This is a genomic window from Paracoccus sp. BR5-17, assembly GCF_055693925.1.
The window spans coordinates 38,381-64,373 of record NZ_JBVFUV010000005.1; the positions used below are offsets into that span (position 1 = coordinate 38,381).

The 25,993-nt window shown below is 64.9% G+C and carries 19 protein-coding genes and 3 pseudogenes; 13 read left to right on the plus strand and 9 right to left on the minus strand.

The genetic code is table 11. From position 1 onward, the window contains the following. Positions 1-56: 56 nt before the first annotated feature. A pseudogene (locus ACZ1HC_RS16290) lies at positions 57-1,260 on the minus strand (IS256 family transposase). 117 nt (positions 1,261-1,377) lie between these two features. Next, complete coding sequence (locus ACZ1HC_RS16295) at positions 1,378-2,217, minus strand: DUF3320 domain-containing protein (protein WP_472701025.1); 840 nt, start codon at positions 2,215-2,217, stop codon at positions 1,378-1,380. A 1,035-nt stretch (positions 2,218-3,252) separates the two neighbouring features. On the opposite strand from ACZ1HC_RS16295, the gene ACZ1HC_RS16300 reads away from it, so the two are divergent. The 7 genes from ACZ1HC_RS16300 to ACZ1HC_RS16330 all read left to right on the plus strand — a co-directional run bounded on the left by ACZ1HC_RS16300 (position 3,253) and on the right by ACZ1HC_RS16330 (position 10,025). Beyond that, complete coding sequence (locus tag ACZ1HC_RS16300; RefSeq protein WP_472701026.1) at positions 3,253-3,759, plus strand: hypothetical protein; 507 nt, start codon at positions 3,253-3,255, stop codon at positions 3,757-3,759. A gap of 173 nt (positions 3,760-3,932) precedes the next feature. Continuing rightward, on the plus strand, positions 3,933-4,055 hold the full coding sequence (locus tag ACZ1HC_RS16305; protein WP_472701027.1) for a hypothetical protein: 123 nt from the start codon (positions 3,933-3,935) through the stop codon (positions 4,053-4,055). A 64-nt stretch (positions 4,056-4,119) separates the two neighbouring features. Continuing rightward, positions 4,120-5,028 carry a GIY-YIG nuclease family protein gene (locus ACZ1HC_RS16310; protein WP_472701028.1) on the plus strand — a complete coding sequence of 303 codons (909 nt, stop codon included), beginning with the start codon at positions 4,120-4,122 and terminating at the stop codon, positions 5,026-5,028. An 896-nt stretch (positions 5,029-5,924) separates the two neighbouring features. Beyond that, positions 5,925-7,202 carry an AAA family ATPase gene (locus ACZ1HC_RS16315; protein WP_472701029.1) on the plus strand — a complete coding sequence of 426 codons (1,278 nt, stop codon included), beginning with the start codon at positions 5,925-5,927 and terminating at the stop codon, positions 7,200-7,202. A gap of 95 nt (positions 7,203-7,297) precedes the next feature. Next, complete coding sequence (locus ACZ1HC_RS16320; protein WP_472701030.1) at positions 7,298-7,777, plus strand: DUF6634 family protein; 480 nt, start codon at positions 7,298-7,300, stop codon at positions 7,775-7,777. A gap of 161 nt (positions 7,778-7,938) precedes the next feature. Continuing rightward, the gene (locus ACZ1HC_RS16325; protein ID WP_472701031.1) at positions 7,939-8,754 is read left to right on the plus strand and encodes a metallophosphoesterase; all 816 of its coding nucleotides are present in this window, start codon (positions 7,939-7,941) and stop codon (positions 8,752-8,754) included. A 490-nt stretch (positions 8,755-9,244) separates the two neighbouring features. After that, positions 9,245-10,025 (plus strand): IS5 family transposase gene (locus ACZ1HC_RS16330; RefSeq protein ID WP_472700216.1). Its coding sequence is split into 2 segments (ribosomal slippage): positions 9,245-9,582 and positions 9,581-10,025, totalling 783 coding nucleotides; the frame shifts between segments, so codons are not numbered across the junction. 268 nt (positions 10,026-10,293) lie between these two features. On the opposite strand, the pseudogene ACZ1HC_RS16335 reads toward ACZ1HC_RS16330, so the two are convergent. Continuing rightward, positions 10,294-10,744, minus strand: a pseudogene (locus ACZ1HC_RS16335) (IS110 family transposase); the annotation flags it as partial. Between the two features lie 242 nt (positions 10,745-10,986). On the opposite strand from ACZ1HC_RS16335, the gene ACZ1HC_RS16340 reads away from it, so the two are divergent. Both ACZ1HC_RS16340 and ACZ1HC_RS16345 read left to right on the plus strand, forming a co-directional pair. Beyond that, complete coding sequence (locus ACZ1HC_RS16340) at positions 10,987-12,210, plus strand: hypothetical protein (RefSeq protein ID WP_472701032.1); 1,224 nt, start codon at positions 10,987-10,989, stop codon at positions 12,208-12,210. Positions 12,211-12,501: 291 nt separating this feature from the next. After that, a pseudogene (locus ACZ1HC_RS16345) lies at positions 12,502-13,742 on the plus strand (IS256 family transposase). A 231-nt stretch (positions 13,743-13,973) separates the two neighbouring features. Here the strand turns inward: ACZ1HC_RS16345 and ACZ1HC_RS16350 are convergent. From ACZ1HC_RS16350 to ACZ1HC_RS16360, 3 genes are all read right to left on the minus strand, one after another. Further along, positions 13,974-14,381: a glycosyltransferase gene (locus ACZ1HC_RS16350; RefSeq protein ID WP_472701033.1), complete on the minus strand. Its 408-nt coding sequence runs from the start codon at positions 14,379-14,381 to the stop codon at positions 13,974-13,976. A 298-nt stretch (positions 14,382-14,679) separates the two neighbouring features. After that, positions 14,680-14,844 (minus strand): hypothetical protein, encoded by a 165-nt coding sequence (locus ACZ1HC_RS16355; RefSeq protein WP_472701034.1) that lies wholly within the window; start codon positions 14,842-14,844, stop codon positions 14,680-14,682. Positions 14,845-15,011: 167 nt separating this feature from the next. Next, positions 15,012-16,016: a replication initiator protein A gene (locus ACZ1HC_RS16360; protein ID WP_472701035.1), complete on the minus strand. Its 1,005-nt coding sequence runs from the start codon at positions 16,014-16,016 to the stop codon at positions 15,012-15,014. 531 nt (positions 16,017-16,547) lie between these two features. On the opposite strand from ACZ1HC_RS16360, the gene ACZ1HC_RS16365 reads away from it, so the two are divergent. Both ACZ1HC_RS16365 and ACZ1HC_RS16370 read left to right on the plus strand, forming a co-directional pair. Next, a complete protein-coding gene (locus ACZ1HC_RS16365; RefSeq protein ID WP_472701036.1) occupies positions 16,548-17,873 on the plus strand; it encodes an AAA family ATPase in 1,326 nt (441 codons plus the stop codon). A 33-nt stretch (positions 17,874-17,906) separates the two neighbouring features. After that, on the plus strand, positions 17,907-18,869 hold the full coding sequence (locus ACZ1HC_RS16370; protein ID WP_472701037.1) for a ParB/RepB/Spo0J family partition protein: 963 nt from the start codon (positions 17,907-17,909) through the stop codon (positions 18,867-18,869). A 38-nt stretch (positions 18,870-18,907) separates the two neighbouring features. Here the strand turns inward: ACZ1HC_RS16370 and ACZ1HC_RS16375 are convergent, their stop codons facing one another. The 3 genes from ACZ1HC_RS16375 to ACZ1HC_RS16385 form a co-directional block, all read right to left on the minus strand. Next, positions 18,908-20,257 carry a hypothetical protein gene (locus ACZ1HC_RS16375; protein WP_472701038.1) on the minus strand — a complete coding sequence of 450 codons (1,350 nt, stop codon included), beginning with the start codon at positions 20,255-20,257 and terminating at the stop codon, positions 18,908-18,910. Continuing rightward, complete coding sequence (locus ACZ1HC_RS16380; RefSeq protein WP_472701039.1) at positions 20,181-21,305, minus strand: right-handed parallel beta-helix repeat-containing protein; 1,125 nt, start codon at positions 21,303-21,305, stop codon at positions 20,181-20,183. Before ACZ1HC_RS16380 ends, ACZ1HC_RS16375 begins: the two co-directional genes overlap by 77 nt. Positions 21,306-22,148: 843 nt before the next feature. Further along, positions 22,149-22,373 carry a hypothetical protein gene (locus ACZ1HC_RS16385; RefSeq protein ID WP_472701040.1) on the minus strand — a complete coding sequence of 75 codons (225 nt, stop codon included), beginning with the start codon at positions 22,371-22,373 and terminating at the stop codon, positions 22,149-22,151. 460 nt (positions 22,374-22,833) lie between these two features. On the opposite strand from ACZ1HC_RS16385, the gene ACZ1HC_RS16390 reads away from it, so the two are divergent. Then, complete coding sequence (locus ACZ1HC_RS16390; protein ID WP_472701041.1) at positions 22,834-23,361, plus strand: hypothetical protein; 528 nt, start codon at positions 22,834-22,836, stop codon at positions 23,359-23,361. 42 nt (positions 23,362-23,403) lie between these two features. Further along, the gene (locus ACZ1HC_RS16395; protein ID WP_472701042.1) at positions 23,404-25,986 is read left to right on the plus strand and encodes an SdrD B-like domain-containing protein; all 2,583 of its coding nucleotides are present in this window, start codon (positions 23,404-23,406) and stop codon (positions 25,984-25,986) included. Positions 25,987-25,993 lie beyond the last annotated feature (7 nt).

The window sequence follows — 25,993 nt, forward strand, 5'->3', positions numbered from 1 at the left end:
GCGCCGGGTCACGTCCGTCAAGCTGGTGTAATTTCCCGGATGGCCTGAGGGCATGATCAGGCGGCTTGGGTTGTGATGCTGAGGATGGGGTCGATCTCCTCCTTGTCGATCTGGGCGAAGGCCTCGACCATCATGTAGCGGCTGGCTGTCTGCCACTCGTCATTCTGTTCGAAGAGAACAGCGCCGATCAGGCGCATGATTGAGGCTTCGTTGGGAAAGATGCCCACGACATCGGCGCGGCGCTTCACCTCTTTGTTCAGCCTTTCTATTGGGTTGGTCGAGTGCAGCTTCGTGCGGTGCTGGCGAGGGAATGACATGTAGGCCAGGACGTCGTGCTCGCTGGCGTCCATGAGATCGGCCAGCTTGGGCCACCGCGGGCGGAGTTGTTCTGCCACCCTGCGCCAGGTCTCGCCGGCATGGGAGCGATCGGGCTGATCGAAAGCCTGCCGGATCGCAGCGGCAACGACGGTGTGCTGGCCGCGCGAGACATGTGCCAGGGCGTTGCGCATCCAGTGGACACGACAGCGCTGCCAAGTGGCTTCGAGCACCCGCGATATGGCCGTCCTGAGGCCGGTATGTGCGTCACTAATCACCAGCCGGACACCCCCGAGACCCCGAGCCTTCAGGGAGCGCAGGAACTCGGTCCAGAAAGTCTCGGCTTCAGAGGGACCGATGCCCAGGCCGATGATCTCTCGCCGCCCCTCCGTGTTTGCGGCGACGGCGATTATGGCCGCGACCGGCACGATGCGCCCGCCTTGGCGGACTTTGAGATAGGTGGCGTCGAGCCAGACATAGGGCCACTCCCCGGTCAGCGGACGGTTCAGGAACTCGCCGACGCGCTCGTCTATGTCCTTGCAGAGCTTGGACACCGTGCTCTTCGAAATGCCACTCAGCCCCATCGCCTGCACCAGATCGTCGACGCGCCGGGTCGAGACGCCGCCGATCCACGCTTCCTGGATGACGGCGACCAAGGCTTGCTCTGAAGTCTTCCGGGCCTCGAGGAAGCCCGGGAAATAGCTGCCTTGCCGTAGCTTCGGCACCCGCAGGTTCAATGTTCCGAGACGGGTATCGAGCGCGCTCACGGTAGCCGTTGCGCCAGGTCGTGCGATCGCCGCTGCGCTCATGACGCCCGGCACCGATCAGGCCCTCGACGTCGGCCTCCATGATGAGCTGCAGGACGGCCTCGGCGATCGTGCGTAGGAAGTCACCTTGATCGTGCTTGGCCAGCAGCTCGGACAAGTCCATGTTGCTCTTGGTCATCGGGGTCTCCGTATGGCTTGGGGTTGAAGCGTCGAAACTCCACCTCAATCCTACACCTCGATGGCCACCCGGGATCACACCGTCAGCGGTGTCGAAATTACACCAGCTCCTCGGACGCTAACAGGGATTGGCCTGCCACCACTCCCGGTATGCCGTGAGAAGCCTGCGGGTCGGCTCCACAAGGGATTTCACTCCGGCGAGCGCGGCAGCCGCCCTTACCGGATCGTCTGCATCTTCTAACTCGACGGCGTGGCGGTCGAGGAGATCGGCCCATTCATGGCGCGAGATGTCGGCCAAGTCGCGGTCACGCCTGCCACGCCAAGGCGCGCGCGGGCCGAATGTTCCTCTGGACCAGACGAAAGTTCGCGCCGGGTCGTTGATCTGAGGCTCGGCATGCAGCTCGACCCCGTCGAGGCATGCTCCGATCCGATCCACGATCCTGGTGCCCCTTGAGCTGTAGCCGTGCCGTCTTGCCATTTTGAGTTCCAGAACGTCGAGGGGCAGCGGCCCCTCGGCCGCGACGATCTCGGCAATCAGATGTTTCAACTCGGACTTGTAGCTGGGCATGTGGAACAGGTCTCGGAGGCTGGCTGTCCCAGAATGCGTCCCCAGCCTCTCATCCGGCTCTGTCATGCTCATGGGATACTGCCGGATCAGCGGGCTTGTATCATCGATGACAAGGCCACTGTGCTGCCCGTCCGGCGAAGGCGCGACGCGGATCCACAAAACATCTCCGTGCTTGCGGGCATCGGCATGGAGCGACAGCAGCTGGCGGACCTCCTCCACCTGATCGCGCGGAACCCAGCGTTCGATGCGCACCTCGCCCTTGATCTTCCTGGCCACGCGAGCCCGCTGGTTCTGCTCCTTCTTCGCATAGGTCTTGGCCAGGGATTGCCGGGCGAGCTCATCCTTCTGCTTTTTGGACAGCCTTTTGAAAGCGGCATCGGCATGGGTCATGGGATCGCGTTCCGGATGATGTGCAGGTCTTCGGGGATAGAATCGAGGCAGTCCGTTTTTTTGACAACGGCTTGTCCACAGGTTTCCATGGCGATCTTGGATTGTTCAGGATCGGGCAGGCTGCATCAGGGAAACGATCGGCAACAGGGTAGTCCCCGACCAGACACCATCGGCCCGGGTCTGGCTGGTCGGGCGAAGAGGGCAAGGTCATCCGGGTGGTTCTACCGGTAGTGGCATCCGGAGCATCTGCCGGTCAGATGGATGGCAGGTTCACGCCGAGTTTTCGCAAAGCCCCTGAACGGCTTCATCCACGCAAGATCCCTGCTCAGACGCGAGATAGCCTTCCGGTCCGCCCCGCTTTTCCATATTATCCCGCTCGGTATCGCAGGCTTGGTCGGCAATCATCGTGTTTTCGCACGTCTTTGCGGTTCACACTGGCCGGTCCAGTCGGGTCAGCCGCTTGATCTTTTCTCGATGAATTCGCCCAAGAATCGGCAGAAAAAGCTTGTCTAAGCAACCGAGAGGAAGGTCTTTGCAGTGGCACTGCCCCGAAAGGAAATATGCTAAGAGACAGGATAACCGGTCTGCTGGCCTGCTCAGAAATGCCAATCCTACTACGGAGCGCCAAAAAGCAAGGTCAGGGGCAAGTCAACGATTATGATCGTTTGCTGGAAATAACCCTTCCGCCAGGCTGATAGAGATCAAGGACTTTTACTCGCGTGATCGACGGCAACTATTCCCTCTGGAGATAGCCTCGTTCTTTCAGCCAATCCGTAAGGATTAATTCTGCCATTGCTGCCACTGATCTTCGGTCATCTTGCGCCGCCTTTTCGAGAGCTTCCTTCATGGAAGGTAAGACTCTGAGGCCAAGAGGTGCAGAGCGCTTCTCGCGATCTTCTAGCATTGTTAGTATTTTCCTGTTGACCTCTAGCTCAAGATGAAGAATACTTTCTAGTGCTAGCAACAGCAAGCGGAGCCTCAAGGTGTTGCACCACCCTAAAGCTCCTAACCCTGCCACTCTGACTGGAGACTGACATGGCTACCTTGTTCCATACACCGCGCCCCTTCTACATTGAAGAGCCAAGCTATCCTTTCGCAACTCGGTTTGTCGGGCTGCTCAACGTGCTTCTTCATCACATCCGCTGCGAAGAGGCTCTGTTCCAGAGCGAGCCGTCCGATCCCGGCCACGATCGCGTGTCCAGCGATGCCACAGAGGCACGAGCCGCGCTTGACCGTGTCCTTGAGACGATCACCGCCGTGACGGGCGTTACCGGCACCGATGTGCCGCTCTATCGGATGTCGCTCATCGTTCAGGAACTCGTGCGCACTGGCACGACCCCGGCGTTCCGCTGCCAGGCCGAGGAAAGCCTGGCTCTGGATCTGGTGGTTCCTGGTGAGGATGCCGCGGAGGTCCGGGTCCGCAAGATGCTGCTCGCCGCCCGCAAACGCCTGCTCATGATGGCGCAGATCCCGCGTTATCGCAGCGCCCGCACCGGGACCGAGATGGCAGCAGCTCCGGATGTCCCTGCCCAGGCAGCCTGACGCTGCGCCTTCCTGATCCTCGCTTTCTGACAGCTTCGACGGACTGACCCGGCTCTGACCGGGCCAGCCCTCCTGCAGCCTGCCGGCCTCTCTCACCCCGAGGGACATCGCCCTGCGTCTGCGCGGGCCGCCGGCGGCCGCCTGTTCCCATTCTTATTCAAGAGAGTCGTCCCATGACGGACCAGATCCCCGACTTTTTCGATGCAGCGTTTTCGGTCGATGATCGGACCCGCGGCTCCATCACCCTCCCCATCCCCGATCACTGGCACGGCTACGCCGAGGACAAAGGCTTCTGAGATCGTCGCCCGTGGCCCTGACCGCTACCACCTGCACCTGCGCTGCGAGCGCTGCGGCGGGAGCATGATCTGCAAGATCTTCACGCTGCGCACGGCCCAGCCGACCTGCCCGCACTGCCTCGAGGCCCGCTGGCGGGCGCTCTGCCAAGACGCCGGAGTCACGTTTCTGGGACGCGGCGATCGCCCAAATTATCTCCGGGTCCAGCTTCCCTGCGGCCACGTGACGGATCGCCAGCAGGAACTCCTGGAACGGGTCCGGCGCGGCGCGACCGCCATCCGCTGCAGCGTATGCCTCGAGACGCGGATGCAGGCTGAGGCGCGGGAGCGCGGTTGGGATCTGATCGGCGAGGATCCCGAAAGCCGCGCAAGCCATCGCCTCTATCGGCACGACTGCGGCCATGTCCAGCCGGTCGCCTTGGCGAATATGACGACCGGGCGGTTTACCTGCGGCGGCTGCAGCGAAGGCTGGACCGGGGACCAGAGTTTCCTTTACATGATGCGCTTCGGCCTGAGATCCGGTCGGGACGCGATCAAGGCCGGTTTCTCGCGCGATCCCGTCTCGCGCCTGCGTTATCAACTGATCACCGAGAAAGATCAGAACGCACGGCTGATCCGCACCATCGCGGTGCCGACCGGCCAGGAGGCCATGATCCTCGAGAAGCGCCTGCACACCACCCTCCGGCAGCAACATCCGGAGGCTGTGCTCGACCGCGTGGAATTCGCGAATGAGGTGAAGGTGGTCTCCGAGCTCTATGACGCAAGCATCGAAGGCTTGATCATGGCGCTTCTGGACAGGATCGAGGTCCGCCTCAAGCGGCGGGTCCGGCGCCGCGAGAAACGCCGTCTCGAGCGCCTGCGGCGGCGCCTTGAGCAGAGCCAGGCGCCTGCCCGCCCCGCGGCGGACGACCCTGCCCTGGCCAGCAGCTTGCCCCCTTCCGCGGCGGACGACTCCTTACCCTCCGACCCGGAATAGGCTCCTCCGACCGGAACGGGAGCGTCACGGGGAATGGCGGGATGGCTCCCGGACCGGACCCATCCTGCTTCACCCGTCCCTCTGCCACCCGAGCCGCGCGCACCCGCGTCCATGCCGCCTCCCGGAACCCCTCCGGGGCGCCGCCTTCCCTCGTTCCGGAGACACCCGATGCCCCCTGTTCCGCCCCGCTCTTCCAGCCCTTTCTATCCTGCTTGGTGGGAACTCGCGCAGACCGCTGTGATCCGCTTCCTGGCCGCGGAGTCCGGCCGTCATGGCGCGGACTCCGCCACCCATGGCTCCCGGGCCGCCGCCGGGGGCGAGGAGCGCGCGCCGGCAGAAACGGCGCCTGCCCGGTCCCGGCGAACGGGAACGAAGGCCGGCACCACGTCCGGCGCCTCCGGGAGCGACAGATCGGTTCCGCTGCCGCCGGTGCCCGTGTCGGTTCCCCGTCATCACCTCCTGCTGCTCGTCCGCCTGGCAGCAACCCTGGGCGGCGCGGACGCCATCGATCGGCTGCTGTCGCCAGGTGCGCTGACCCTCCTCGATGGCATTCCCGGCGAGGATCTGGAGGACACCCGCAGTCTGCTCGAGTTCGTCCTGCCGCTATCCTGCACGATCGCCTCGAATTCCCAAATCGCGACCGGGGAGCCGGATCTGGTGGTGATCCGGCCCGCGCTGTCGGACGGCCGGATGAGTGATTATGCTCAGCGCGAATACCGCCGCGACGTGGTGGCGGCGCTGCAGATGAGGGAGTCGTCGCGCGCCTGGCGAGGGCCGCAGAACCGGCGGCACCGGCTCCCTCCCCGGCACGCCCTCCCGCTGCACCCCTTGCGACCGGCACGCCCAACCTGGACGACTTCACGGGAGACGCCCCGGCCCTGGTCGCGGCCCGCCAGATGGCGGCGGACCTGCAGGCATGGCGGGCGGGGCAGATCCGCTGGAACGAGTTGTCGCGCTCGCTCCTTCTCTACGGTCCGCCAGGCAGTGGAAAAACGTGGCTGGCGCGGGCCATTGCCCACACCGCCGGCATGCCGGTCATCGCGGCGACCTTCGGCCAATGGCAGGCGGCGGGGCATCTCGGCGACATGCTGCGCGAGATGCGCAAAAGCTTTGCCGAGGCCCGCGCCAAGGCACCCGCCCTTCTCGTCATCGACGAGGTCGACTCTGTGGGCTCACGCGAAGATCGCGGCAGTCAGAACGCGTCCTACCGCCGCCAGGTCGTCAACGCCTGCCTCACCGAACTCGACAGCATCGCGCAGCACGAGGGGGTCATTGTCATCGCCACCTGCAATGACCCCGATGCGATCGATCCGGCGGTCCTCCGCCCCGGTCGGATCGACCGGACGGTGGCAATGCCGCAGCCCGACAGCGCCGCGCTGCACGGCATCCTGCGTCACCATCTGCCGGATTGGGCTGAGGCGGACCTGCTGGAGCTGGCCCGCTCAGCCGTGGGTCTCAGCGCAGCGGAAGTCGACGCCGCCATCCGCCAGGCGCGCACGGACGCCCGGGTGCACGGGCGGGATCTTCTGCCCGCCGATCTGCGCGCTGTCCTCGCCCCGGCATGTGATGACCACGATGCCTGGGGCGTGTCCCTGCACGAGTGCGGGCATGCGCTCGTCTGCGCGGCGCTGCGCCTCGGGCCGGTGCATCGCATCCGGCTGGGGCGACGGGGCGGTGGCATGACCTTTGTCGACCCTATCCCAGGATCGGTCTCCCTGTCGCGCCTGCGCGATGAGATGGCTCAGCTTCTCGCCGGGCGCGCTGCCGAGGCCGTGGTGCTGGGCACCGTCTCGACGGGCGCGGGCGGCGGCAGAACGTCCGACCTGGCCCAGGCTACCGCACTGGCCGCGAGCATCCACACCCGCCATGGCCTGGGGGCTTACGGACCGGTCTGGCTCGAGGACGCGGAAAAGGCTTTGCTGCTCGATCCGGCCCTGCGCCGTCAGGTCCGCCACGATCTGGAGGCCGCCGAGGCACGGGCCCGCGCCATCCTTGCCGACAACAGGGACATCCTGGAGGGCATGGCGCACGCGCTCCTCGCGGCGCGCGAGATGGAGGCCGAGGCCATCCGCCCCTGGCTCGAGCACGTGCGCCACGGGCTTCCCGCGGGCGGGAGCGAACCGGGTCGCGCCGATGACCCTCTGGCGCCCGACGATGACAGCGCAACCGCATGAGGACGCCAGAAACCCCATGAGGCCGGACACCGCGGCCTCCGCAGTGCATCCCGGCAAGCCTTCCTTTCTCACGACCCCCGCTTCTGGAGATCTTCATGATTACCGATGCCGTTCCCTGGCTTGAGCAGATCCTCGCCGCCACTGACGAAGCCCGGTCCGGCCCGACGCCCGAAGACCTGGCCACCGCCCCGACGCTGAGCCCCTGGCACCCGATCCTGACCCTCGCGGCCGAGCCGCTGCTGTGGGGCCATGTCAACGGCCACCCGATCCTGGGGGCGCGATGGATCACCACCGCGCGCCTCATCGCTCTCGACCCCGACGGCCAGTGGGCGCGGACCTCCAGCCGCTGGTATCGGCTGGGCCGGGGGATCGGCCAGCCTGCAGCCGGTCCCGAGGCGCCAGAATGCAGACAGCCGGCGTGCGGCGACAGGGCCCGGCTGGCGGCCGACGCCGCGCGCCTGAGATGTCTGCCTGTCAGCAATCGCGCCTTGCTCGATCGTCTGCTCGCGTCCCACAGGGACCGATTGCGCGCCCACCGCGACACCATCGCGGCCGAGCGAGCGGCGAGACACTGAGCCGATAGCGCGGCGGCGGGGCGGGCCAGAGCCTGCCCTGCCCGCGCTCCGGCAATGACCGGCACCCCAGCCAAAGACCGCCCTGACCGCCGTGTCCTGTGCCAGCCGCCGCCGCCGAGGCGGCCTGCCCCATGCCCCAAGACCGTGAAGGAACACCACCCATGATCCTCGTCGTCGCTGACCTGCACCTCGACGCCTGGATGCGCGACGGGCGCGATCCGCTCGCCCCTATCGCCCCGGTGCTGTCCCACCTCGACGCGCTGATCGTCGCTGGCGATCTGAGCAATAATCCTGGCTATCAATGGCCGCGCTGCCTGGCGCGCCTCGGCCGGCTGATCGACCTGGACCGTGTCTGGATCGTGCCCGGCAATCACGATCTGTGGAACCTGTATTTGCACGGTGGCGACCACCGGCTGGCTGAGATTGCCCGGACGGCCGGGGCCCATCTGGCACAGAAGCAGGTCATCGACATCGGAGCGGTCCGGCTGCTCTGCTGCACGCTGTGGACCGATTTTGCCCTCACCGGGGATCGCCCGGAGGCCATGCACCGCGCCCGGATGGTCATGCCCGACTACATCCGCATCCGCAAAAGCGCTGACGTCGCCAAAGGCCCGATCCGCCCCGAAGACACTCTGGCCGTGCACCAAGACCATCTGGATTGGCTCACGCAGGCGATGGCTGAGCCTTGGAGGGGACAGCGCATTGTCGTCACCCACCACGCCCCAAGCCCCGCCGTGGCCGGGCAAGTCAATGGCTTGTCGCCCGCCTTTGCCTCCGATCTCGACACCTGGATCGGCAGGCATCGCCCCGATGGCTGGTTTTTTGGCCACACGCATCGGCTTCTGGATGCCACCGTCCACCGCGTGCCGGTGATCAATGTCTCACTCGGCTATCCGGACGACGTCGAACCAGGCTACGAAGCCGAGCGCCTGCTGCGGGGGCTGATTGATGAACGCGGAACCCGGCCACGAGGGTGAGATCATGCCCGCAGCGACCATGACGAAGATGCCGTAAGCTGCGCCCGTCCCTTTCGTCTCAGCCAGGGCGCCGAGGGAGACCACCTGGCCCCTGATGGCCGGGACATTCCAGGGACAAGGGCCCTGACCGAACCGGGCCAAGCTTGCGCTGCCGGCCTATGCCATCGGGCAGGCATGGGGGAACTGGACGACACCCGGGAGGCACAAAAAATCCTCTAGTCACCACTGTAAAACCGGCCAGGGAGCCTGTCCCACAGCCCCAGAGGGCGATTTCCTGCGCCGCTGTAACAGGCGTTTCTTTTGAAATCATAGTGTTACAGAGGTTACAGGCTGTAACGGAAACTGTAACAGATCAAGATATTGATTTCGTTGAAGAATAGGGCGAGTGTTTCATTGTTACATGTTCTGAATATATATATACTAGGTGATGTTGACAAAAGGGGTTCCACCGGCGTTCGCGCTGTGATTCAAGCTGCTCTCTACGTAGGAGATGAGCTTGGCACGCAACCTGATGTCCGACGACGAATGGGGATTCTTTGAGGGCTTCATCCGAGCCGTCCGGCATCCGAACGGGCGCAAGCCTGCGGACCATCGTCTTGTTCTGGATGGCATTTTCTGGATCGCAAGGACTGGTGCGCCGTGGCGCGACCTGCCCGAAGAGTTCGGCAAGTGGTCCTCGGTCTACCGGCAGTTCCGCCGTTGGACCCTTGCCGGGCTGTGGGAGGATATCCTGGACGCGCTGAACCACGCTGGGATCGCGCCGGACAAGCTGCAGATGATCGACAGCACCGTGATCCGCGCCCATCATCATGCGGCGGGCGCAAAAGGGGACTCCGAAAGAGGCTCTTGGCCGTTCGAGAGGTGGCTTCTCGACCAAGATCCATCTCCGCGTCAACGGCGCTGGCCTCCCGATGAGGACCGAGATCACGCCGGGGCAGGATTCCGACTACACCGGCTATGATCTGGTGATGGCCGACAACCTGCCGCAGCCAGCCGTCCTGGTCGCAGACAGGGGCTATGACTCTGATAAAATTCGGGAAGACATCGAGAGCCGCAACGCCCTCCCCATGATACCGATGCGAAAGAACCGAAGGGTGCGCAAGGCTGTCGACATGACCATCTACACCCTGCGCAACATGGTCGAGCGCTGCTTCAACAAGCTGAAAAACAGCCGTCGGCTGGCAACCCGCTACGACAAAACCGCAGAAAGCTTCCGCGGCTTCATCGACATCGCATGCATCAAGCTCTGGCTCCGCCATTTGTCAACATGACCTAGTACGTGCGCGCACCCACGCGCCCACGCACGCACGCCCGCACAGGAAGACACTCGGGCCGTTTTTTTGGCGTAACACTGTAACATCGTGTATTTTCAATATCTTATCTGTTACAGACCCTGAAACAGGGCGTAACAGCGTAACAGGCAGGGCCTCCCTTCGGCGGCATTCAGGCGTCCGGCATGCCACCCTCTCCTGAGGCATCGCAGTGCGATGAGCTGCCCCGTGAGCGCCTCAAGGCGCCCGACATGCGCGGCTCCGGCGGCGCCACGAGACCGCGCTCGGCAAGATGGCCGCGCAAGGCATTGATCGTCTGCGTGGGTTGACCAACCAGACCATTCTGGGTCCGGTAGGCGATCGCGGATGCCTGCTGGGCCTCGGTCTTTACCGCCACAAACCGCATCGTCGGCCGCGACTCGCTTCCGCAATCGCCTCGGCCTCGGCTATATCGTTCTGCTGCCGCGTCACGAAGGCTTCACATCGGCTGGCGGGATCAGCCGCACGTCGTGGGCGAGGTCACCGATAGCCCGGCCCCATTGATGTGCACTGGCGCAAGCTTCCATCGCCACGATGCAAGGCGCCTGTATGGTCATGAAGTTCAACAGCCGCGCCCGTGACAGCCTGCGGCGGAAGACCGCTGCCCCGCCAGCTGCAGCGCCATGCGCCTGAAGCACGCTCTCGGCCACATCCAGGCCGATGATACGAACCTCTTCCATGGTCGCTCCCTTCCGTAGCGGCGCTCCAACACCCGCCGCCAAGGCACATCGATGCCGCCCAGGAGAGGCCTCCACCCCATCGCTCATGGAGCATGGATGCGGCTGGCTCCTGATGTTCCCCTTTTGTCTCGTTATCCACAGGTTTGGCAGCGTCGAGCGAGCTGTGTCGCTAGCGGTTTTCACAGCCGGAATTTATCGTCAGTCCCAACAGCGCGAAGACCGCGCAACTGGAAAAAAGCTCGATGAAGATGCGCGATTTCAAGGTGAACAACGCAGGTGCGTCAGCGGCTTTGGCCGTGGACAAGTTCTATACGACGGACGCGACGGCGCGTCAGTGCATCGGCATGGCGTGGCGTGAGGTCCGCTTTCGGACAGATGATCTTTTCATCGAGCCCGCTGCCGGTGCCGGGGCGTTCTCGCGTCTTTTGCCTCAGGATCGGCTGATCGCGGTCGATCTTGTCCCTGATGCGCCTGGCATCGAAGAACGGGACTTTTTCACCCTGCCCGCGCCTCGCCATGATGGCCGCATCATCGTGCTGGGCAATCCGCCCTTCGGGCGCGGCGGCCATCTGGCGACACGCTTCATCCAACGCGCGGCTTTGTTTGCCGATGTCATCGCCTTCATCCTGCCCGCCTCCTTCGCCAAGGCCTCCATGCAGCGTGGCATCGATCCGCGGTTTCACCTGCGCCGCCAGGTCGACCTGCCCAATGAGCCCTTCCAAACCGAAGACGGATTGCACCGGGTCAACTGCGTCTTCCAGATCTGGGAGCGGCGGCCTGAGGCACGCGTCATGACCCGCACCCCGGATGCCCATCCCGATTTCGAGTTCGTGGCCGACCTGGCGCAGGCCGACCTGGTCATCCGCCGGGTGGGGAACCGCGCGGGCGTCATCCTCCCCTGCCCCGATGCGGCCGCCCTTGCTGCCGGAGTGACGCCCCGGGGCTACTCAAACAGTTCGAATTACTTCATCCGCGCTAATGGCTGCAGCCCCGAGGAACTGCGTGACCGGCTGGACAGGCTGCCCATGGCGGCCGCTGCCGCACGGGCCGTGCAGCCTTCGCTCGCCCGCCGCGAGATCGTGGCGCTCTACAACGCTGATGAACGGATCCGGCACGAGGCCGGGATGGATGAGCCTGCCAACTGGCCAGAGGCTCCGGGCCCGGCTGCAGACGAGACAGAGGCCGTGCGGGGCATCACCTTCACGGGTCAGCCCAGAAAGGTCGCCAACGGTCTTGATGCGTCCTTCATGGATCCGGCTTCTACGGCGATCTGGACAGCCTGGCGGCAGAACGCTGATCCCCCTTCCCGCGGTGTGAGCAGGATGCCGCACGGCAGGACTTTGGTCCTGGAACAAGTGCCGAAGCTTGAGGCACGCGAAGTGCGAATTGAACCGTCAGGTGAACTGATGGATATGCGCTTGCCCTTAGCGTCCGTCACCAGAGCCCTCTGCGTAGAGGTTGCTTGAATGCGTGGTGACGATCTTCCTGGTTGTTTGGTGATCTTGGATAAAGCAAAGGAGCAAAGGCATGGGTGAGGCTAAGCGGCGGGCGGCGACCAAGAACACAATGCATGAGACCCTGGACGGCAGACTGCGTGATCTTGGGGTAGGACAGTGTCCCGGGTGGTGGTGTAGGAGGCCGCGCGCGGAGCCTCCGGCGTAGCGCGAGCCGCGCGGCCGTGGGTGACGCTGGCGGTCACCGCCGATCTTCGGAGAAGGCTCGGGTTGCGAGACCTGGAACCGACAACGGAGATGACGATGACCGAAGAGAGAATGGCGCTGATCGAGCTGGTTGAGAAGAAGGCTGATGGTGATCTCGTGCGGGAGATGCTGGCCTTCGCGGCGGAACGGATCATGGAATTCGAGCGGAGGGAAATCGATCCAGTGGATCGATTTCAGCGAAGAATGAGGTGGAAGCCCGGACCGGCGCGGCCAAGGGCGCGCGCACTGCGATGCGGGAGGTCCAGCGCAACGGATACCGCGAGCGCGACTGGGAGACCCGTGCCGAGACTGTCGAGCTGCGCATTTCGAAGCTCCGGAAGGGCAGCTATTTCCCGAGCTTCCTTGGGCCGCGTCGCACGGCGGAGAAGGCCCTCGTGGCGGTGATCCGGGAGGCCTGCGTCCATGGCGTCTCGACACGGTCGGTTGATGACCTCGTCAAGGCGATGGGCGCAGGCGGCATGTCCAAGAGCCAGGTCAGCCGGCTGTGCACCGAGATCGACGAGCGGGTGAACGCCTTCCTGACCCGGCCGCTCGAGGGCGCGTGGCCCTGCCTCTGGCTCGACGCGACCTCTGTGAAGGTGCGCGAGGGCGGGCGGATCGTCAGCCGAGCGGTGATGATCGCCGTCGCCGTGAACGACGACGGCAAGCGCGAGGTGCTGGGCGTCGCCACCGGCCCCTCCGAGGCCGAGACGTTCTGGACCGAGTTCCTGCGGTCCCTGGCCGATCGGGGCCTGCGCGGCGTGAAGCTGGTCATCGCCGACGACCACAAAGGCCTGCGGGCGGCCGCGCGCCGCGTCTTCAACGCCACCCATCAGAGATGCCGCATTCACTGGATGCGCAACGCCCTGGCTCACGCCCCGGCCAGGAGCCGCACCGCCGTGGCGGCGATGCTGAAGACGATCTTCGCACAGGAGACCAAGGCCGAGGCCGAAGCCCAATGGCAGATCGTGGCCGACGCCCTGCGCGAGAAGCAGCCCAAGCTCGGCGCCCTGATGGACAACTCGCGCGACGACGTCCTGGCCTGCATGTCGTTCCCCCGCGAGCACTGGACCCAGATCGCCTCGACCAACCCGCTCGAAAGGGTGAACCGCGAGGTGAAGCGCCGCGCCGATGTCATCGGCATCTTCCCGAACGACGAAGCCATCATTCGCCTTGTCGGCGCGCTGATGCTGGAGACCAACGACGAATGGGCGGTCGCACGGCGATACATGTCGCTTGAAACGCTCGCCCGCGTGACCGACAATCCCAATGTCAGGCTGCCCGCCGTGGCGACCTGATCAAGCCCTGACCACTCCGAGGGTCGGCGCTCTTACACCATCCCCTGGGACACTATCTTCCGGAAATGTCCTCGCGACCCAGGACACAGGCCTCCATCCGGTCGCGGTAGGCCGTGATCAGACCGTCGCGATCGGACATCGGAATGCGGATTCCTCGGCCTTGTGCGGCCAAGTGGCCCGGGGCGCCGTAATCGCTCACAATGCAGGGCAGACCCGATGCCATGGCCTCGATCACCACCCCTGCTCGCGGATCGAGGGGAAGACGAAGGCGTCGCTTTTGCGCATGGCATCGGCTACCTCGGCCTGGCTCTTGCGGCCTTCGAAGATGATGCGTTGCTGGGCCCCCGCCTGCTGGACGATCGCCCGCAGGCGTTCCATTTCGGGACCATCGCCGACGATGTGCAGGCAATGCGGGTTCAGGATGTTCGATCCGACAAAGGCGCGGATCGCGACTTCGGGAAGCTTGTAAGGAACCAGACGGCCGACATAGAGAAACCTGTGCGGCCCCGGCGTCGAGAAGGCCGGAAAACGTCCCTGGGCATGAAAGATTTCGGGATCGTAGCCAATTTCCGGCATGGGAACGATCCGGGCCGGATCGGCGAAGGACAGGTCCTTTGCGGTATGATCGAAAGCCGCCAAGACCGCCGCTGCCTTGTGATAGGTGCGACGCGCATAGGGCAGCATCTTGTAGAGGTCACGCAGTTTCCTCAGCCCCTCGCGCTCTCGCTTCTGTTCCCGGGAAAATTGCCTGGGCCAGTCCAGATTTCCATTCAGGGGCCCACCACGAAGGGGACTCGGCCGCGCCCGGCAATCCAGGACGGCAAGGTGGGCGACATCGGTGTGATGCGGTGAATCAAATCGAACCCGTCAGCCTTCAGGGCTTTGCGGAATCTTGACCAAGCTTGGCGTTCGAAGGCCAGATAGGGAGCATAGGCCATCATCTGGTTCGTGGACCAGCGACCTCGTTGCCTCCGCGCAATCTGCGGGCCAGGCGATACATGGGCCGTGCCAGCCATTCATTATCGACATAATGAACAGGCCCGGTCATGTCGCCCGCCTTGTCTATGTTCGGGCGGTTGCGGACATGGGTGACCAGGGTCATGTCCACAACCTCGCCTAACGCCCGCGCGTACTTATAGCCCACGACAGGCAGGGACGGCCATTCCGGGTTGCAGCTTTCGGCAAGAACAAGAACACGAGGACGCGACATGAGGATGCCTTTTGCTGAGATGCAGATGGTCTAGCGCAGCTTTCGCTCTCGCGCCACTGCTACCGGGGCCGGGTTCCGACCCATCCCAGAAAGGCCCGGTCCGGGCTGCGCAGCCGGGGGCGTCCGGTGGCTGCCCACCAGTTGCGCCATTCGGCCTGCAGCGCGTGGACATCGGCGCCGGGGACCAGGGCGCGGGCCTGGTCCAGGGTTTCGGGGCGCAGATGCGGGCCCTCGCCGGGTTCCAGGACGGCGGCGCGCGGGGTGACGCGCAGGATGTCGCCGCTCTCCTCAGACAGCAGGTAGTCGGGCAGCCGGTTCTCTCGGATCATCTCGCGCAGCATGGCGCGGAAGACGCGCAGCGGGCTGGTCGAGCCGGTCTTCTTGGCCAGGACCGCGACCGACACGCTCCATTCGGCCTGGCGGCCGCAATGCTTGCGGGCCAGTTCGTAGATCCGCCGCTCGAGCGGTTTTCGCATGCGAAAATAGTCGCGGCTCAGCGTCAGCACCGATCGCGACAGGACCGCGTTGAACAGCCATTCCGACAGGGTGATGGTGACGGCGACCATGCGGCCGGCGCGCGTCCTGCGGACGATCTCCCAGCTTTCGATCAGGCCGAAGCCGTGGGTGATCTCGTGATCGCCGGTCACGATGTTGGTGGTGATGCGGGTGCCGGCCAGGCGCTCGAAGGCGTCGCGCAGCCGCTTGTAGCCATCGCCCGAGGTTTCGCGGTTGGTGGCCTGCAGCAGGTCGCGCGCGGTCAGCGTCAGCCTGCGTGAGACCGCCCGGCCGACATTCAGCGCGGCCATCAGCTGGCTGATGCAGAAGATCAGGATGTCGGCATCGAAGATCGTGGCGCGGCCCTTGACGCTGGGGATCACCGTCAGGGTGGCGCCGTTGTGGTCATAGCTGACCACGCGCCGGTCAGGCCGGGTCGAGAGCGAGAAGATCGGATGCTCCATCGAGGCCAGGTCGTGCTTGGGGACCGCCGCGAAGAAGTCGCAGACGAAGAAATCCTGCACCGGCCGCGTGTCGGCCTGCGCGTCCAAGAAGGCGGCTGGAGCCATCCCCGTCCCTTTTCCGTCCACCCGCCGGCCATCATCCTGCCCGGTCGGGACGCGCTCGGCCGCCTGTCGCCGGGATAAGCCGGGTCGGCGCAGCTTCGTCGTTTCATTGACGCCACCCTACTTATCCACAGGCCGCCCGTCCAGCACGACAAGCGCCGACGGGACCGGCGCTTCGGGGGATCGGATTCGGATCAGCGTGGGTTCGGAATCGCGTTTGCGTGGTATCGGATTCACCGCCCCCATCGGGGCGGACCCAGAAAGTTCCTCCCTTCAATGGGTTGGGGGCAAGGTCAGGCCCAAGGGCGGTGGCGTAACTGATACTAACTGGATTCTAACAAGGAAAGGATGGCAGAATGGCCACAGCCGGACCCTGGAAAGCCGCGAATTTTCCAGAAAGAGGCTGTTGAGTATCGAAATTCCTTTCATGTATCGCGTTACAGGATATGATCCCAAAAAAGCGATACATGGTTACGGACAGGCGATGAGCGGCCAGGATCTGCCCCCTATTTCAACATCTCGCCCGATCGGGCCATGACCCTGCTGGGCGAACCCACGGGAACCGAAGGTCTGGCCCGGATCGCCGCGAACTATCGCCGGGGACGCCAGGATCTGGTCGGCCGCGGGCTCGAGGAGAATGGCGATCGCAGGCTGCGGCTGTTCTCGACCTGGGAGATCACCCGCTATCTGATCCCGGTCGCGCCCCAGCATTTCCGCCGCGTGCTGCGCCAGAATCCCGACCTGCCGCAGGGCCGATCCGAGACCGGCGGGGGCGCGCGGTGGTTCACCCTGGACGAGGTGCAGCGGCTGCGCGCCCATTTCGGGGCCGAGGGGTCCAAGACCAAGGAATACCTGCCCTACCGCCCCGCGGGCCTGCCCGCCAAGATCGTGGCGGTGGCCAATTTCAAGGGCGGCGTCGGCAAGACCTCGACCTGCGCGCATCTGGCGATGTCGGCGGCGCTCGACGGCTACAAGGTGCTGGTGATCGACCTGGACAGCCAGGGCTCGCTGTCGTCGATCTTCGGCGCCCAGGTCGAGGACGAATGGCAGACGGTCTTCCCGCTTCTGGCGCGCCACTATGCCGAGACGCTGCGGGCCGACAATCAGCGCCGCATCGACCGGGGCGACCCGCCGGTGGCGATGGACGAGAGCCTGACGGATGCGCTGAAGATCGCTGCGGGCGACCTGATCCGGCCCACCCACTGGCCCAACATCGACCTGATCGGGGCGCAGCTGAACCTGTACTGGGCCGAATTCCAGATCCCGGTCTGGCGCATGGCCTCGCGCGGGTGGAAGCTGTGGGACGCGCTGACCGAGACGCTGGCGGCGGACGGGATCCTCGACCGCTACGACCTGATCTTCCTCGATACCCCGCCGGCGCTTGGATACCTGACCATCAACGGGCTGGCCGCGGCCGACATCCTGCTGGTGCCTTTCGGCGCCTCGTTCCTGGAGTTCGATTCCACGGGGCGGTTCTTCGACATGCTGCATTCGACATTCGCCAGCATCGAGGAGGGCGAGAACATCGCCGCCCGCGCCCTGGGCCGCGAGGAACTGCATTTCGAATGGGACGCCGTGCGGGCGGTGATGACCCGCTATGACGCCAGCCAGCAGGCCGAACTGGCGGGGCTGATCCAGTCCTATCTGGGCCCCAGCCTGTCGCCGCACCGCCAGGATTTCACCGCCTTGATCGGCCAGGCCGGCGAGCAGGTCCACGGCATCTACGAGGCCGATTACCGCGACTTCAACCGCGAGACCTATGCGCGGGGCCGCGAAACCTTCGACCGCACCTATGCCGCCTTCAAGTCGCTGCTGCTGGGCATCTGGCGGCGCGAGGAACTGGCAAGCAGGAAGGACTAGATTTCGCATGCGAAACCTTTTCGGAGCAGGACAATGGCCAAACGCAAGCGGCTGAGCGCCCTGGGCATCATCGGCGAGGCAGAGGCTGCCGCAGGCGGCGCACGCATTCCGCCCGTCGCGCGCGTCGCGGCCGACACCGCGACCCAGGCTGCGCTCGAGGAACTGGCGAACGAATGGCGCCAGGCCCGCGACAGCGGCCGCATGGTGCTGGAACTGCCCCTGTCATCGGTCAAGGCCACGCATCTTCAGCGTGACCGGATGCACATGGACCCCGAAGGAATGGCATCGCTGACAGCCAGCATTCGCGACCGCGGCCAGCAGATGCCGATCGAGGTCGTCGCCCTGTCCGAAGGGCAATACGGGCTGATTTCGGGGGCGCGGCGGCTGGCCGCCCTGACCGCCCTTCATGCCGAGGGTGGCGACAGCCGGTTCGCCCGGGTCAAGGCCCTGCTGCGTCCCTTCGAGGCCGCGCCCGAAGCCTATCTGGCCATGGTCGAGGAAAACGAGATCCGCGCCGACCTGTCCTTCTACGAACGCGGCCGGCTGGCCCATGAAGCCGCCCGGCTGGGCGTCTTCGAAAGCCCGGCGGCGGCGGTGCGGATGCTGTTCCAGCACGCCCCCGCCCCCAGACGGTCGAAGATCCTGTCCTTCGTGAGCCTGCACCAGGCCTTGGGCCACGCGCTGCGCTTTCCCGAAGCCATTCCGGAAAAACTGGGACTGGCCCTGGTCAAGGTGATCGAAGCCAACCCGGATCTGGTGACCCGGATCGCCGGCGACCTGCAGCGGGCAGGGACGGCGGCCGAGGAGCGTGCGGTGCTGGAGCGCGCCCTGAGCCAGAAGACCCAGGGGCTTGATCGCCAGGACGAGGGCATCGATCAGGACATCGGGCAGGGGATCCGGCTTCAGGGCCGGGTCGGGCGGATCACCCTGACCGGCAAGGGGGTCAGCCAGAAGCTGATCGCCGATCTTGCCGAGTGGCTGGAGGGACGGGAATAGTTTCGCGCGCGAAACACGGGTTTCGCGCGCGAAAGATCTTACTGCAGCGGATCGTCGATCCGGGATCCGGAGGCCGCGTTCATGGCGTCCCACAACTGGACCAGGGCGGCATCGTCACGATACTCCGTGAAGGCCTCGTCCCCCGATGTGGCGACCCGAACCTGGCCGCTTCCCTTGCCTGCATCCCCCAGGATCAGATGGACCTCGTCCCGGACGTAGTCGATGCGGATCAGGGCATCCTGGCGCCTGCCCAGCCCATCGACGATGACATCATCGAACTGGCCGACCAGCTGATCCACGTCGATCAGGGTGGTTGTTCCGGCTTTTGCGGCATCCTTCCATCCGGTCAGGTCGATGCGCAGCGTTCCGTCCAGATGCGCCCCCGAGGTGACCTGACTCGTCTCTCCGAAGGCGCCGGAACGGAATTCCGAAAGCTGTCCCATCCCTGCCGCCAGGGCATCGAAGAACAGCACCGCGTCATCATGCATCCGCAGCACGGCGGGGCCGGGGCTGGCGCCGTCGAAGCCCGTCTTGCCGTCCGGTCCCTGAATGGTCAGGCTGCTGCCGGCCTCCAGATCGAAGCTGCCGCCCGAGACGGCCAGAAGCGCCTGCGCGTCGCCGGTCGAGGTGATCTGGATCTGGCCCGTGATGTCCCCGGCATTGGCGAAGCGGCCGCCTGAAAGATCCACCTTCAGCAGGTCGCTGTCGCGATAGCCGTTCATCCAGACCTGGCCGGCGCCTTCGATGGTCAGGCGGGCGCCTGTGCCGGCCACGTCGACCGCGCCCTCGATGTCCAGCCGGCCCGAACTGGCCGTGAACCGTCCGAAGTCGCCGAAGATGAAGTCGTCGACCGCAACCGTCTTGGCGCCGAAATGGACGCTGTTGCCGCCCAGATCGACGGTGGTCGCCGCGCCGTTGCCGGGCAGTTCGCCGGTGGACCAGTTCAGCCTGTTGTCCCAGCGGATGCCGTCACCCAGTTCGTCGGGAACGAACCGGGCCGTGGTGTCCAGGCTGCGCCTGTCGACCTCGATGCCGAAGCCCTTCTGGAAGAAGGCGATGATCAGGTCGGCATCGACGACATGATCAAGCTGGCCTTCGGCTTGCGCGCGCAGATGGTTGGCCAGATCCGCGATGCTGGCCTTGTCGCGGTTCAGCAGGTCGGCGGTGAAGTTCTGAATGGTCGTGGCATTCAGGGTCGAGCCGGACAGGCCTTCGACATTCGTGTCAACATTCCGCTTGTTGCCTTTCTCGCTGGAGAACCAGTTGAACACGATCGTGTCGTCATAGACCGCATCCGCCACCTTGAGCGCGTCATGGGCGACGGTTTTCTGCGCGAACTCCCTTGCGTTGTTGGGATCGGCCAGATGGGCGATGATATTGTCGATCATTGCCGATTTCCGGCCGGCGGCGTCCACGCCCATCGACAAGGCGCCTTCCTGGGCCGCGACGCGCTTGTGGCCGGCCGAGGTGATGACGTTGTCGGTCATCAGGGTGTAATGCCCGATCGGCCCGGCCTTCTTGTAGTTGCCGCCCAGGAAGTTGACGGCGGCGTTGTTGTCGATGAAGACGTTGTCCTCGATCACCCCCCGACCGGAGCTGGACGCCGAAGGAGGCGCCGCGCATGACGATGTTGTCGCGGAAGGTCACATCCAGATTGTCGTTCTGGAGATAGTAGTTGTGGCTGAACATGCTGGGCGGCATGGGTTTTCTGGACGACATGTTGTAGTCGTAGCCTTCGGCCCAGCCGTTGCGGTCCGCAAAGGTGTTCTCGATCAGAAGCCCTTCGATTCCCTTGGCGAACATGCCGGAATCGCGGTTGGGCGAGGGATGCCAGGTGCTGCCCTTGTTGACCGGGGTTTCCTTGATCACGTCCAGGATGCTGCTGTTGCGGAAGGTGTATCCGTCGACGTTCTGGATGTTCAGGCCGTCATTGACGACGGTCAGGTTCTCCATCAGCACGTTCGAGCCCTGCAGGATCTGCACCCCGCCGTGGAATTCCAGATCCCGGACCACGACGTTGTTCGAGTCGTTCTGATAGATGTTGAGCTCGTCCAGGATCCGCGGCGCGTCTCCCTCTCCGTAGGCGCCGACATAAAGGGGGTGAAGCGCGCTTTCGCCGCTGGCCCTCCGCCCGACCAGGCGCCCGGTGTCGGCGTATTCGTAGCCGCGTTCGAACAGCAGCCAGTTCGACGACGGGGTGTCGTCCAGATGGTACCACAGCTCCGTGCCCAGGTCGGTGGACAGCGCCTTGTCGGGGGTGGCGCCGTATTCGGGATGATCGGCCAGCCATTTGGCGGTGATCTTGTCGGCAGCCAGTCCCTCGGCCCGGGCGATCTCGGCGCGGGTCCAGCCGTTGCTGCCTTCGGTCACGTGGATCTTGCGGTGATTGTCGCCGTGCTCGACGACGACGCGTCCCTGCGCATCCTCCTCGAGCATGTAGAAATCGCCCTCGCCCCAGCCGGCCTTCTGGCTGGCGGGCGTGACCTTGACCTGGGCCTCGGCCTGGCGGGTCCGGCCGTTCTCGTAGGTGATCTCGTACTGGAAGCCGATCGGCCCTGTGGCGGTGGGATCCTCGGAGAGGACCAGCGACAGGGTATTGTCGGGGTTGACGCTGACCTGCCCGTGCGACCCCTGCGACAGGATCCTGATCTGGGCGATGGACCCGCCGTCGCCCTCGGTAGGGTCGAGGATCGTGACGCGGCCCGCTTCGGCCGTTGCCCTCAGGCTGACCGGCCCGGAAGGGGAACCGGACGAGCTGTCCTCGCCAAGGGGTGGGCTGGAGGCAGGAGGAGTGGCGACAGGAGGAGTGGCGACAGGAGGAGTGGCGACAGGAGGAGTGGCGACGGGAGGAGTGGGGACGGGGGTTGCGGGGCAGGGCTGCCGGAGACAGGAGGATGGAGCGGCGAACTGCTCTGGACGAAGTTCAGGACCGGACTGGAGCTGGAGCTGGCTTCGCTGAAGGACGCCAGGTCGGTCGAGGGCAGGAGCATTTCCGCCGGAAGGCGGTTGGTGCTGGAGGACGGAACGAGTCCCAGCAGGGTAACGGCGACATCTTTGATAAGCATGGAAGTCCCTCGTTCTGAGGTATGTTGATTTTTGCCATGCCCCTTGCTGCGTCATGGGCTGCAGGGGCCAGGATGGCGAAGGGCATAGCAGAGATTTTTCGTCTGAAAACGCCGGCGCTTCCCGGTTTCGGGTTTTCGGCGGAATGTTGCCCCGAAGGTCAACATCTTGCCGATCCTGCGGGGGAAGCGGATCAAGGGCCCCGTGCAGACCCCGTCAGGATTGCGATGGGCGCTTGCGCAGGCCGAGGGGCATTCCGGGACGGCGCCATCTGGCCAGCCGCTGGACCAGAAGGCACAGGGGAAGCCCCAGGATCAGCCCGGCCCAGCCCCCGGCAACATAGCCCAGGACGATCTGCCAGAAGGTCGCGTCCCGCAGCCACATCCCCGATGCCCCGGAAATCGACCCGATCAGGATCAGGATCAGCGCCAGGACGATCATGGCAGGACGGTCTGGCAGGAAAGCTTTGTGCCTTGCACGTGCAGGGCCATCGTCAAGGACACCTTCTGCTTGTTCCGGTTCCCCGGTTTAATCATCTTAAGGTAGAATATCAAAGAAAATACTCATCCCCAAGGAACGGCCTCGATTCGCCTGAACCGGCCGCCCGGCCACCTTGGAACGACAACTTGCATCTCCTTGCGAAAGCGTCAGATCGCGATTTCAGCCCTGGGTTGCGAAATGGCTGCCGTGTTAATAACATCCTAATTTTTCAGGGAAATTAACCATATTGCCGGCAGTTTTCCATGGGATCGGTCAAATTTTACGGATATGACCGTCCCAAGACATGAAGATGGGGCCGGTCCGGCCAGAAGGCCGGATAAGGCAGGGGCAACGCATCCCTGCTCCTCATGACTCATGTCCGGTGTGTCGCCCCTGTCGGGGCAGATCGGGAAAGACTGTCATGAGTTACTTTTTCAAGAAATTCGAATGGTCCGCCTTTGCCGAGGCCGATCTGCTGAAGACCGGCAGGAACGGCTGCGATTTCGGCAAGGGCGACAGCTTCGTGGCCGGATCCCCCACCGTGAGGCTGTCCACCTATGACAACGATGCCAGGCTGTCGGGCGGCGAGGGCTGGTGGTGGAACAGCCGGGCCGAGGACGCGATCGGCCAGGGCGGCCATGTGAACGGCTGCCGGGTCGGCTGCCAGATGTATGCCGAACAGTACCACGTCCTGAAGGGGTCGGACGGCAGGACCTATCACCTGATCGAGATCAGGATCGAAGGCCACGATTCCCCCGGCGCGGGCAACGGCTATTTCACCTATTACGGCGCCCAGCCCCCGGCGGGCACCACGCTGAAGGTAATCGACACCTGCAAGGTCGAGGGGTCCTGGATCGACTATTCCTGTCTCGGCGCGGGCGACATGGCGCCCCCGAACACCCCCGGTCTTCACCAGCATCCCCTCGAACGGCATTTTCTGCGTCAATGAGAACACCAGGCTGGTGGTGGATCTGAACGCTTCGGACAAGGATTGCGACGCGCTGTCCTTCAGGATCGAAGGGGCGCCGACGGCGCGGCCTTCACCATCGACGCCAGGACGGGGGTGCTGTCCTTCGTGAACGCGCCCGATTACGAAAAGCCCGCCGATGCCGACGGCAACAACAGCTACAAGGTGATCGTGTCCGTCAACGACGGCAAGGGCGGCGTCACCACCAGGGAACTGACCGTCAACGTCTGCGACGTCAGGGAAGACGCCCCCAAATGCGTGGTCATCGAAGCCGAGGACATGAAGCTGTCCTGCTATACGGTGAAATGCGCGACCTCGGCCTCGGGCGGGGAATACGTCTCGCTGGCGGGCTACAGCGGCAGCGCCAGCACCACCTTCAAGGGGGCGGCGGGCGAATACGACCTTACCCTGCGCTTCTGGGACGCGGCCAAGGGCGACGGCAGCATCAGGATCCACGTGAACGGCACACTGGTCGAGACCGTCCGCCTGAACGCCGAGACCAACAGGTGGTCCGAGATCACCCTGGAAGATCTGGACCTGAAGAAGGGCGACGTCATCACCCTGAAGGGCGAGGGCAAGGGCTGCGAAGACGCGATCATCGACAAGATCAGGATCTGCCCCTCGGAGCCCGAGATCAAGCCGGGCGCCCTGGAAGGCCGGGTCTTCGTGGACGCCGACAGGAACGGCATCGACACGGCCGAAGCCGGCGTCGCGGGCGTGACGGTGCAGCTGCTGAACGCGGCGGGCGTGGTCGTGGCGACCACCGCCACGGCGGCCGATGGCGGCTATCGCTTCGACGGGCTGAACCCGGGCGACTACCGGGTGGTCTTCCCGACCGAGGTGGACGGCCGCGTCCTGACCGATGCCAATCTGGGCGGCAACGACACCGTGGACAGCGACGCCGACACCGCGACCGGCGAAACCGGCACCTATGCGGTCGCATCCGGCAGCGTGGTCAAGGACGTGGATGCGGGGGTCGTCGATCCCGGCAGCGCCGCCATCGAAGGGCGCATCTTCGTCGATGCCGACGACAATGCCGTGGACAATGACGAGGCGGGCGTGGCGGGCGTCACCGTCACGCTGCTGAACGCCGCGGGCGCGGTCATTGCCACCACCGTGACGGCGGCCGACGGATCCTATCTGTTCGACGGCCTGGACGCCGGCACTTACAGCGTCCAGTTCCCGAAGACCGTGAACGGCCTGGTGCTGGTCAACGCCGATGCCGGCGCGGACGACACCATCGACAGCGACGCCAGCCAGGCCACCGGCCGCACCGGCCCCATCAGCCTGGAGATCGGCGAGACCGCCTCGGACAACGACGCCGGGCTGCGCGATCCGGGCACCGCCAGCATCGGCAACCTCGTCTTCCTGGACGCCGACAGGGACGGCCTTCAGGACGGTGCCGAGACGGGCGTGGCGGGCGTCACCGTCACCCTCTACGACGCCTCGGGGGCGGCCACCGCCACCACCGTGACCAATGCGGCGGGCGAATACCTGTTCAGCGGGCTGAAGGCCGGGACCTACAGGGTGGGCTTCACCGAAAAGGCGGGCCACGACTTTACCGCCGCCGATGCGGGCGATGACGCCCAGGACAGCGACGCCGACGCGCTGACCGGCCTGACCGCGCCGATCACCGTGGCGATCGGCCAGGCGAACCTGACCGTCGATGCGGGGCTGGTGATCGAGAACCTGGCACCCGACGCCCGCGACGACATGGCAGGCACCTGCGCGACGGATGCCAGGATCGTGGACGTGCTGGCCAACGACACCGATGCCGACGGCGATCCGCTGACCATCACCCAGGTGGACGGCCAGGCCATCGTCGAGGGCGGATCGGTCGATGTGGACGGCGTCATCGTGTCGCTGGTCGGCGGCAAGCTGGTGATCGACGGATCGGACGCCTATGCCGACCTGCTGATCGGCCAGAAGGCGCAGCTGGACATCAGCTATACCCTGTCCGACGGCAATGGCGGCTTCGACAGCGCCACCCTGGACATGGATTTCTGCGGCGCCAGGAACACGCTGGAGACGATCGAGGCCAGCCTGCCCGACAGCGGCTTCCTGACGGTGGCGCGCGACCGCGTGGGCGACACCTTCTACAACGGCACCGTCACCGGCACCGGCGACGACCGTCTGGACGGCAAGACCTTCGCCATCACCTACTGCGTGTCGCGGCTTGATCCGCTGACGATCAACAGCACCTACCCGGTAAAGATCCATCTGGCCGACGAAGGCTCGATCCCGGCCGGGACGATCCCGCGGCCCCAGAACCTGGACATCGTCAACTGGATCCTCAACCAGGATTTCAGCGCGATGGGCAACGGCGAGGGCGGCACCTATACCGAGGCCGAGATCCAGGGCGCGATCTGGGGGCTGACCGACGGCTTCGTCTTCGTGAACGAAAGCATCCCCGCCTATGGCACCATCGCCAATGCCAACGAGATCTACAGCATGGCCCTGGCCCAGGGCGAAGGGTTCCAGGCCGGCGAGGGCGACATCGTCGGCCTGATCCTCGATCCGGTCCTTCCCGACGCGCTGCCCAACCAGCAGCCCATCATCATCGGCATCGACTGGGACGACCTGGCCCGGGACTGCCTGTGCTACTGACGAATGA

Bases quoted from the DNA above. Each gene is read 5' to 3' on its own strand.
- ACZ1HC_RS16295 (WP_472701025.1), bottom strand. From the start codon at position 2,217: ATGACCCATGCCGATGCCGCTTTCAAAAGGCTGTCCAAAAAGCAGAAG.
- ACZ1HC_RS16300 (WP_472701026.1), top strand. From the start codon at position 3,253: ATGGCTACCTTGTTCCATACACCGCGCCCCTTCTACATTGAAGAGCCA.
- ACZ1HC_RS16305 (WP_472701027.1), top strand. From the start codon at position 3,933: ATGACGGACCAGATCCCCGACTTTTTCGATGCAGCGTTTTCGGTCGAT.
- ACZ1HC_RS16310 (WP_472701028.1), top strand. From the start codon at position 4,120: ATGATCTGCAAGATCTTCACGCTGCGCACGGCCCAGCCGACCTGCCCG.
- ACZ1HC_RS16315 (WP_472701029.1), top strand. From the start codon at position 5,925: ATGGCGGCGGACCTGCAGGCATGGCGGGCGGGGCAGATCCGCTGGAAC.
- ACZ1HC_RS16320 (WP_472701030.1), top strand. From the start codon at position 7,298: ATGATTACCGATGCCGTTCCCTGGCTTGAGCAGATCCTCGCCGCCACT.
- ACZ1HC_RS16325 (WP_472701031.1), top strand. From the start codon at position 7,939: ATGATCCTCGTCGTCGCTGACCTGCACCTCGACGCCTGGATGCGCGAC.
- ACZ1HC_RS16340 (WP_472701032.1), top strand. From the start codon at position 10,987: ATGAAGATGCGCGATTTCAAGGTGAACAACGCAGGTGCGTCAGCGGCT.
- ACZ1HC_RS16355 (WP_472701034.1), bottom strand. From the start codon at position 14,844: ATGACCCTGGTCACCCATGTCCGCAACCGCCCGAACATAGACAAGGCG.
- ACZ1HC_RS16360 (WP_472701035.1), bottom strand. From the start codon at position 16,016: ATGGCTCCAGCCGCCTTCTTGGACGCGCAGGCCGACACGCGGCCGGTG.
- ACZ1HC_RS16365 (WP_472701036.1), top strand. From the start codon at position 16,548: ATGACCCTGCTGGGCGAACCCACGGGAACCGAAGGTCTGGCCCGGATC.
- ACZ1HC_RS16370 (WP_472701037.1), top strand. From the start codon at position 17,907: ATGGCCAAACGCAAGCGGCTGAGCGCCCTGGGCATCATCGGCGAGGCA.
- ACZ1HC_RS16375 (WP_472701038.1), bottom strand. From the start codon at position 20,257: ATGATCGACAATATCATCGCCCATCTGGCCGATCCCAACAACGCAAGG.
- ACZ1HC_RS16380 (WP_472701039.1), bottom strand. From the start codon at position 21,305: ATGCTCGAGGAGGATGCGCAGGGACGCGTCGTCGTCGAGCACGGCGAC.
- ACZ1HC_RS16385 (WP_472701040.1), bottom strand. From the start codon at position 22,373: ATGATCGTCCTGGCGCTGATCCTGATCCTGATCGGGTCGATTTCCGGG.
- ACZ1HC_RS16390 (WP_472701041.1), top strand. From the start codon at position 22,834: ATGAGTTACTTTTTCAAGAAATTCGAATGGTCCGCCTTTGCCGAGGCC.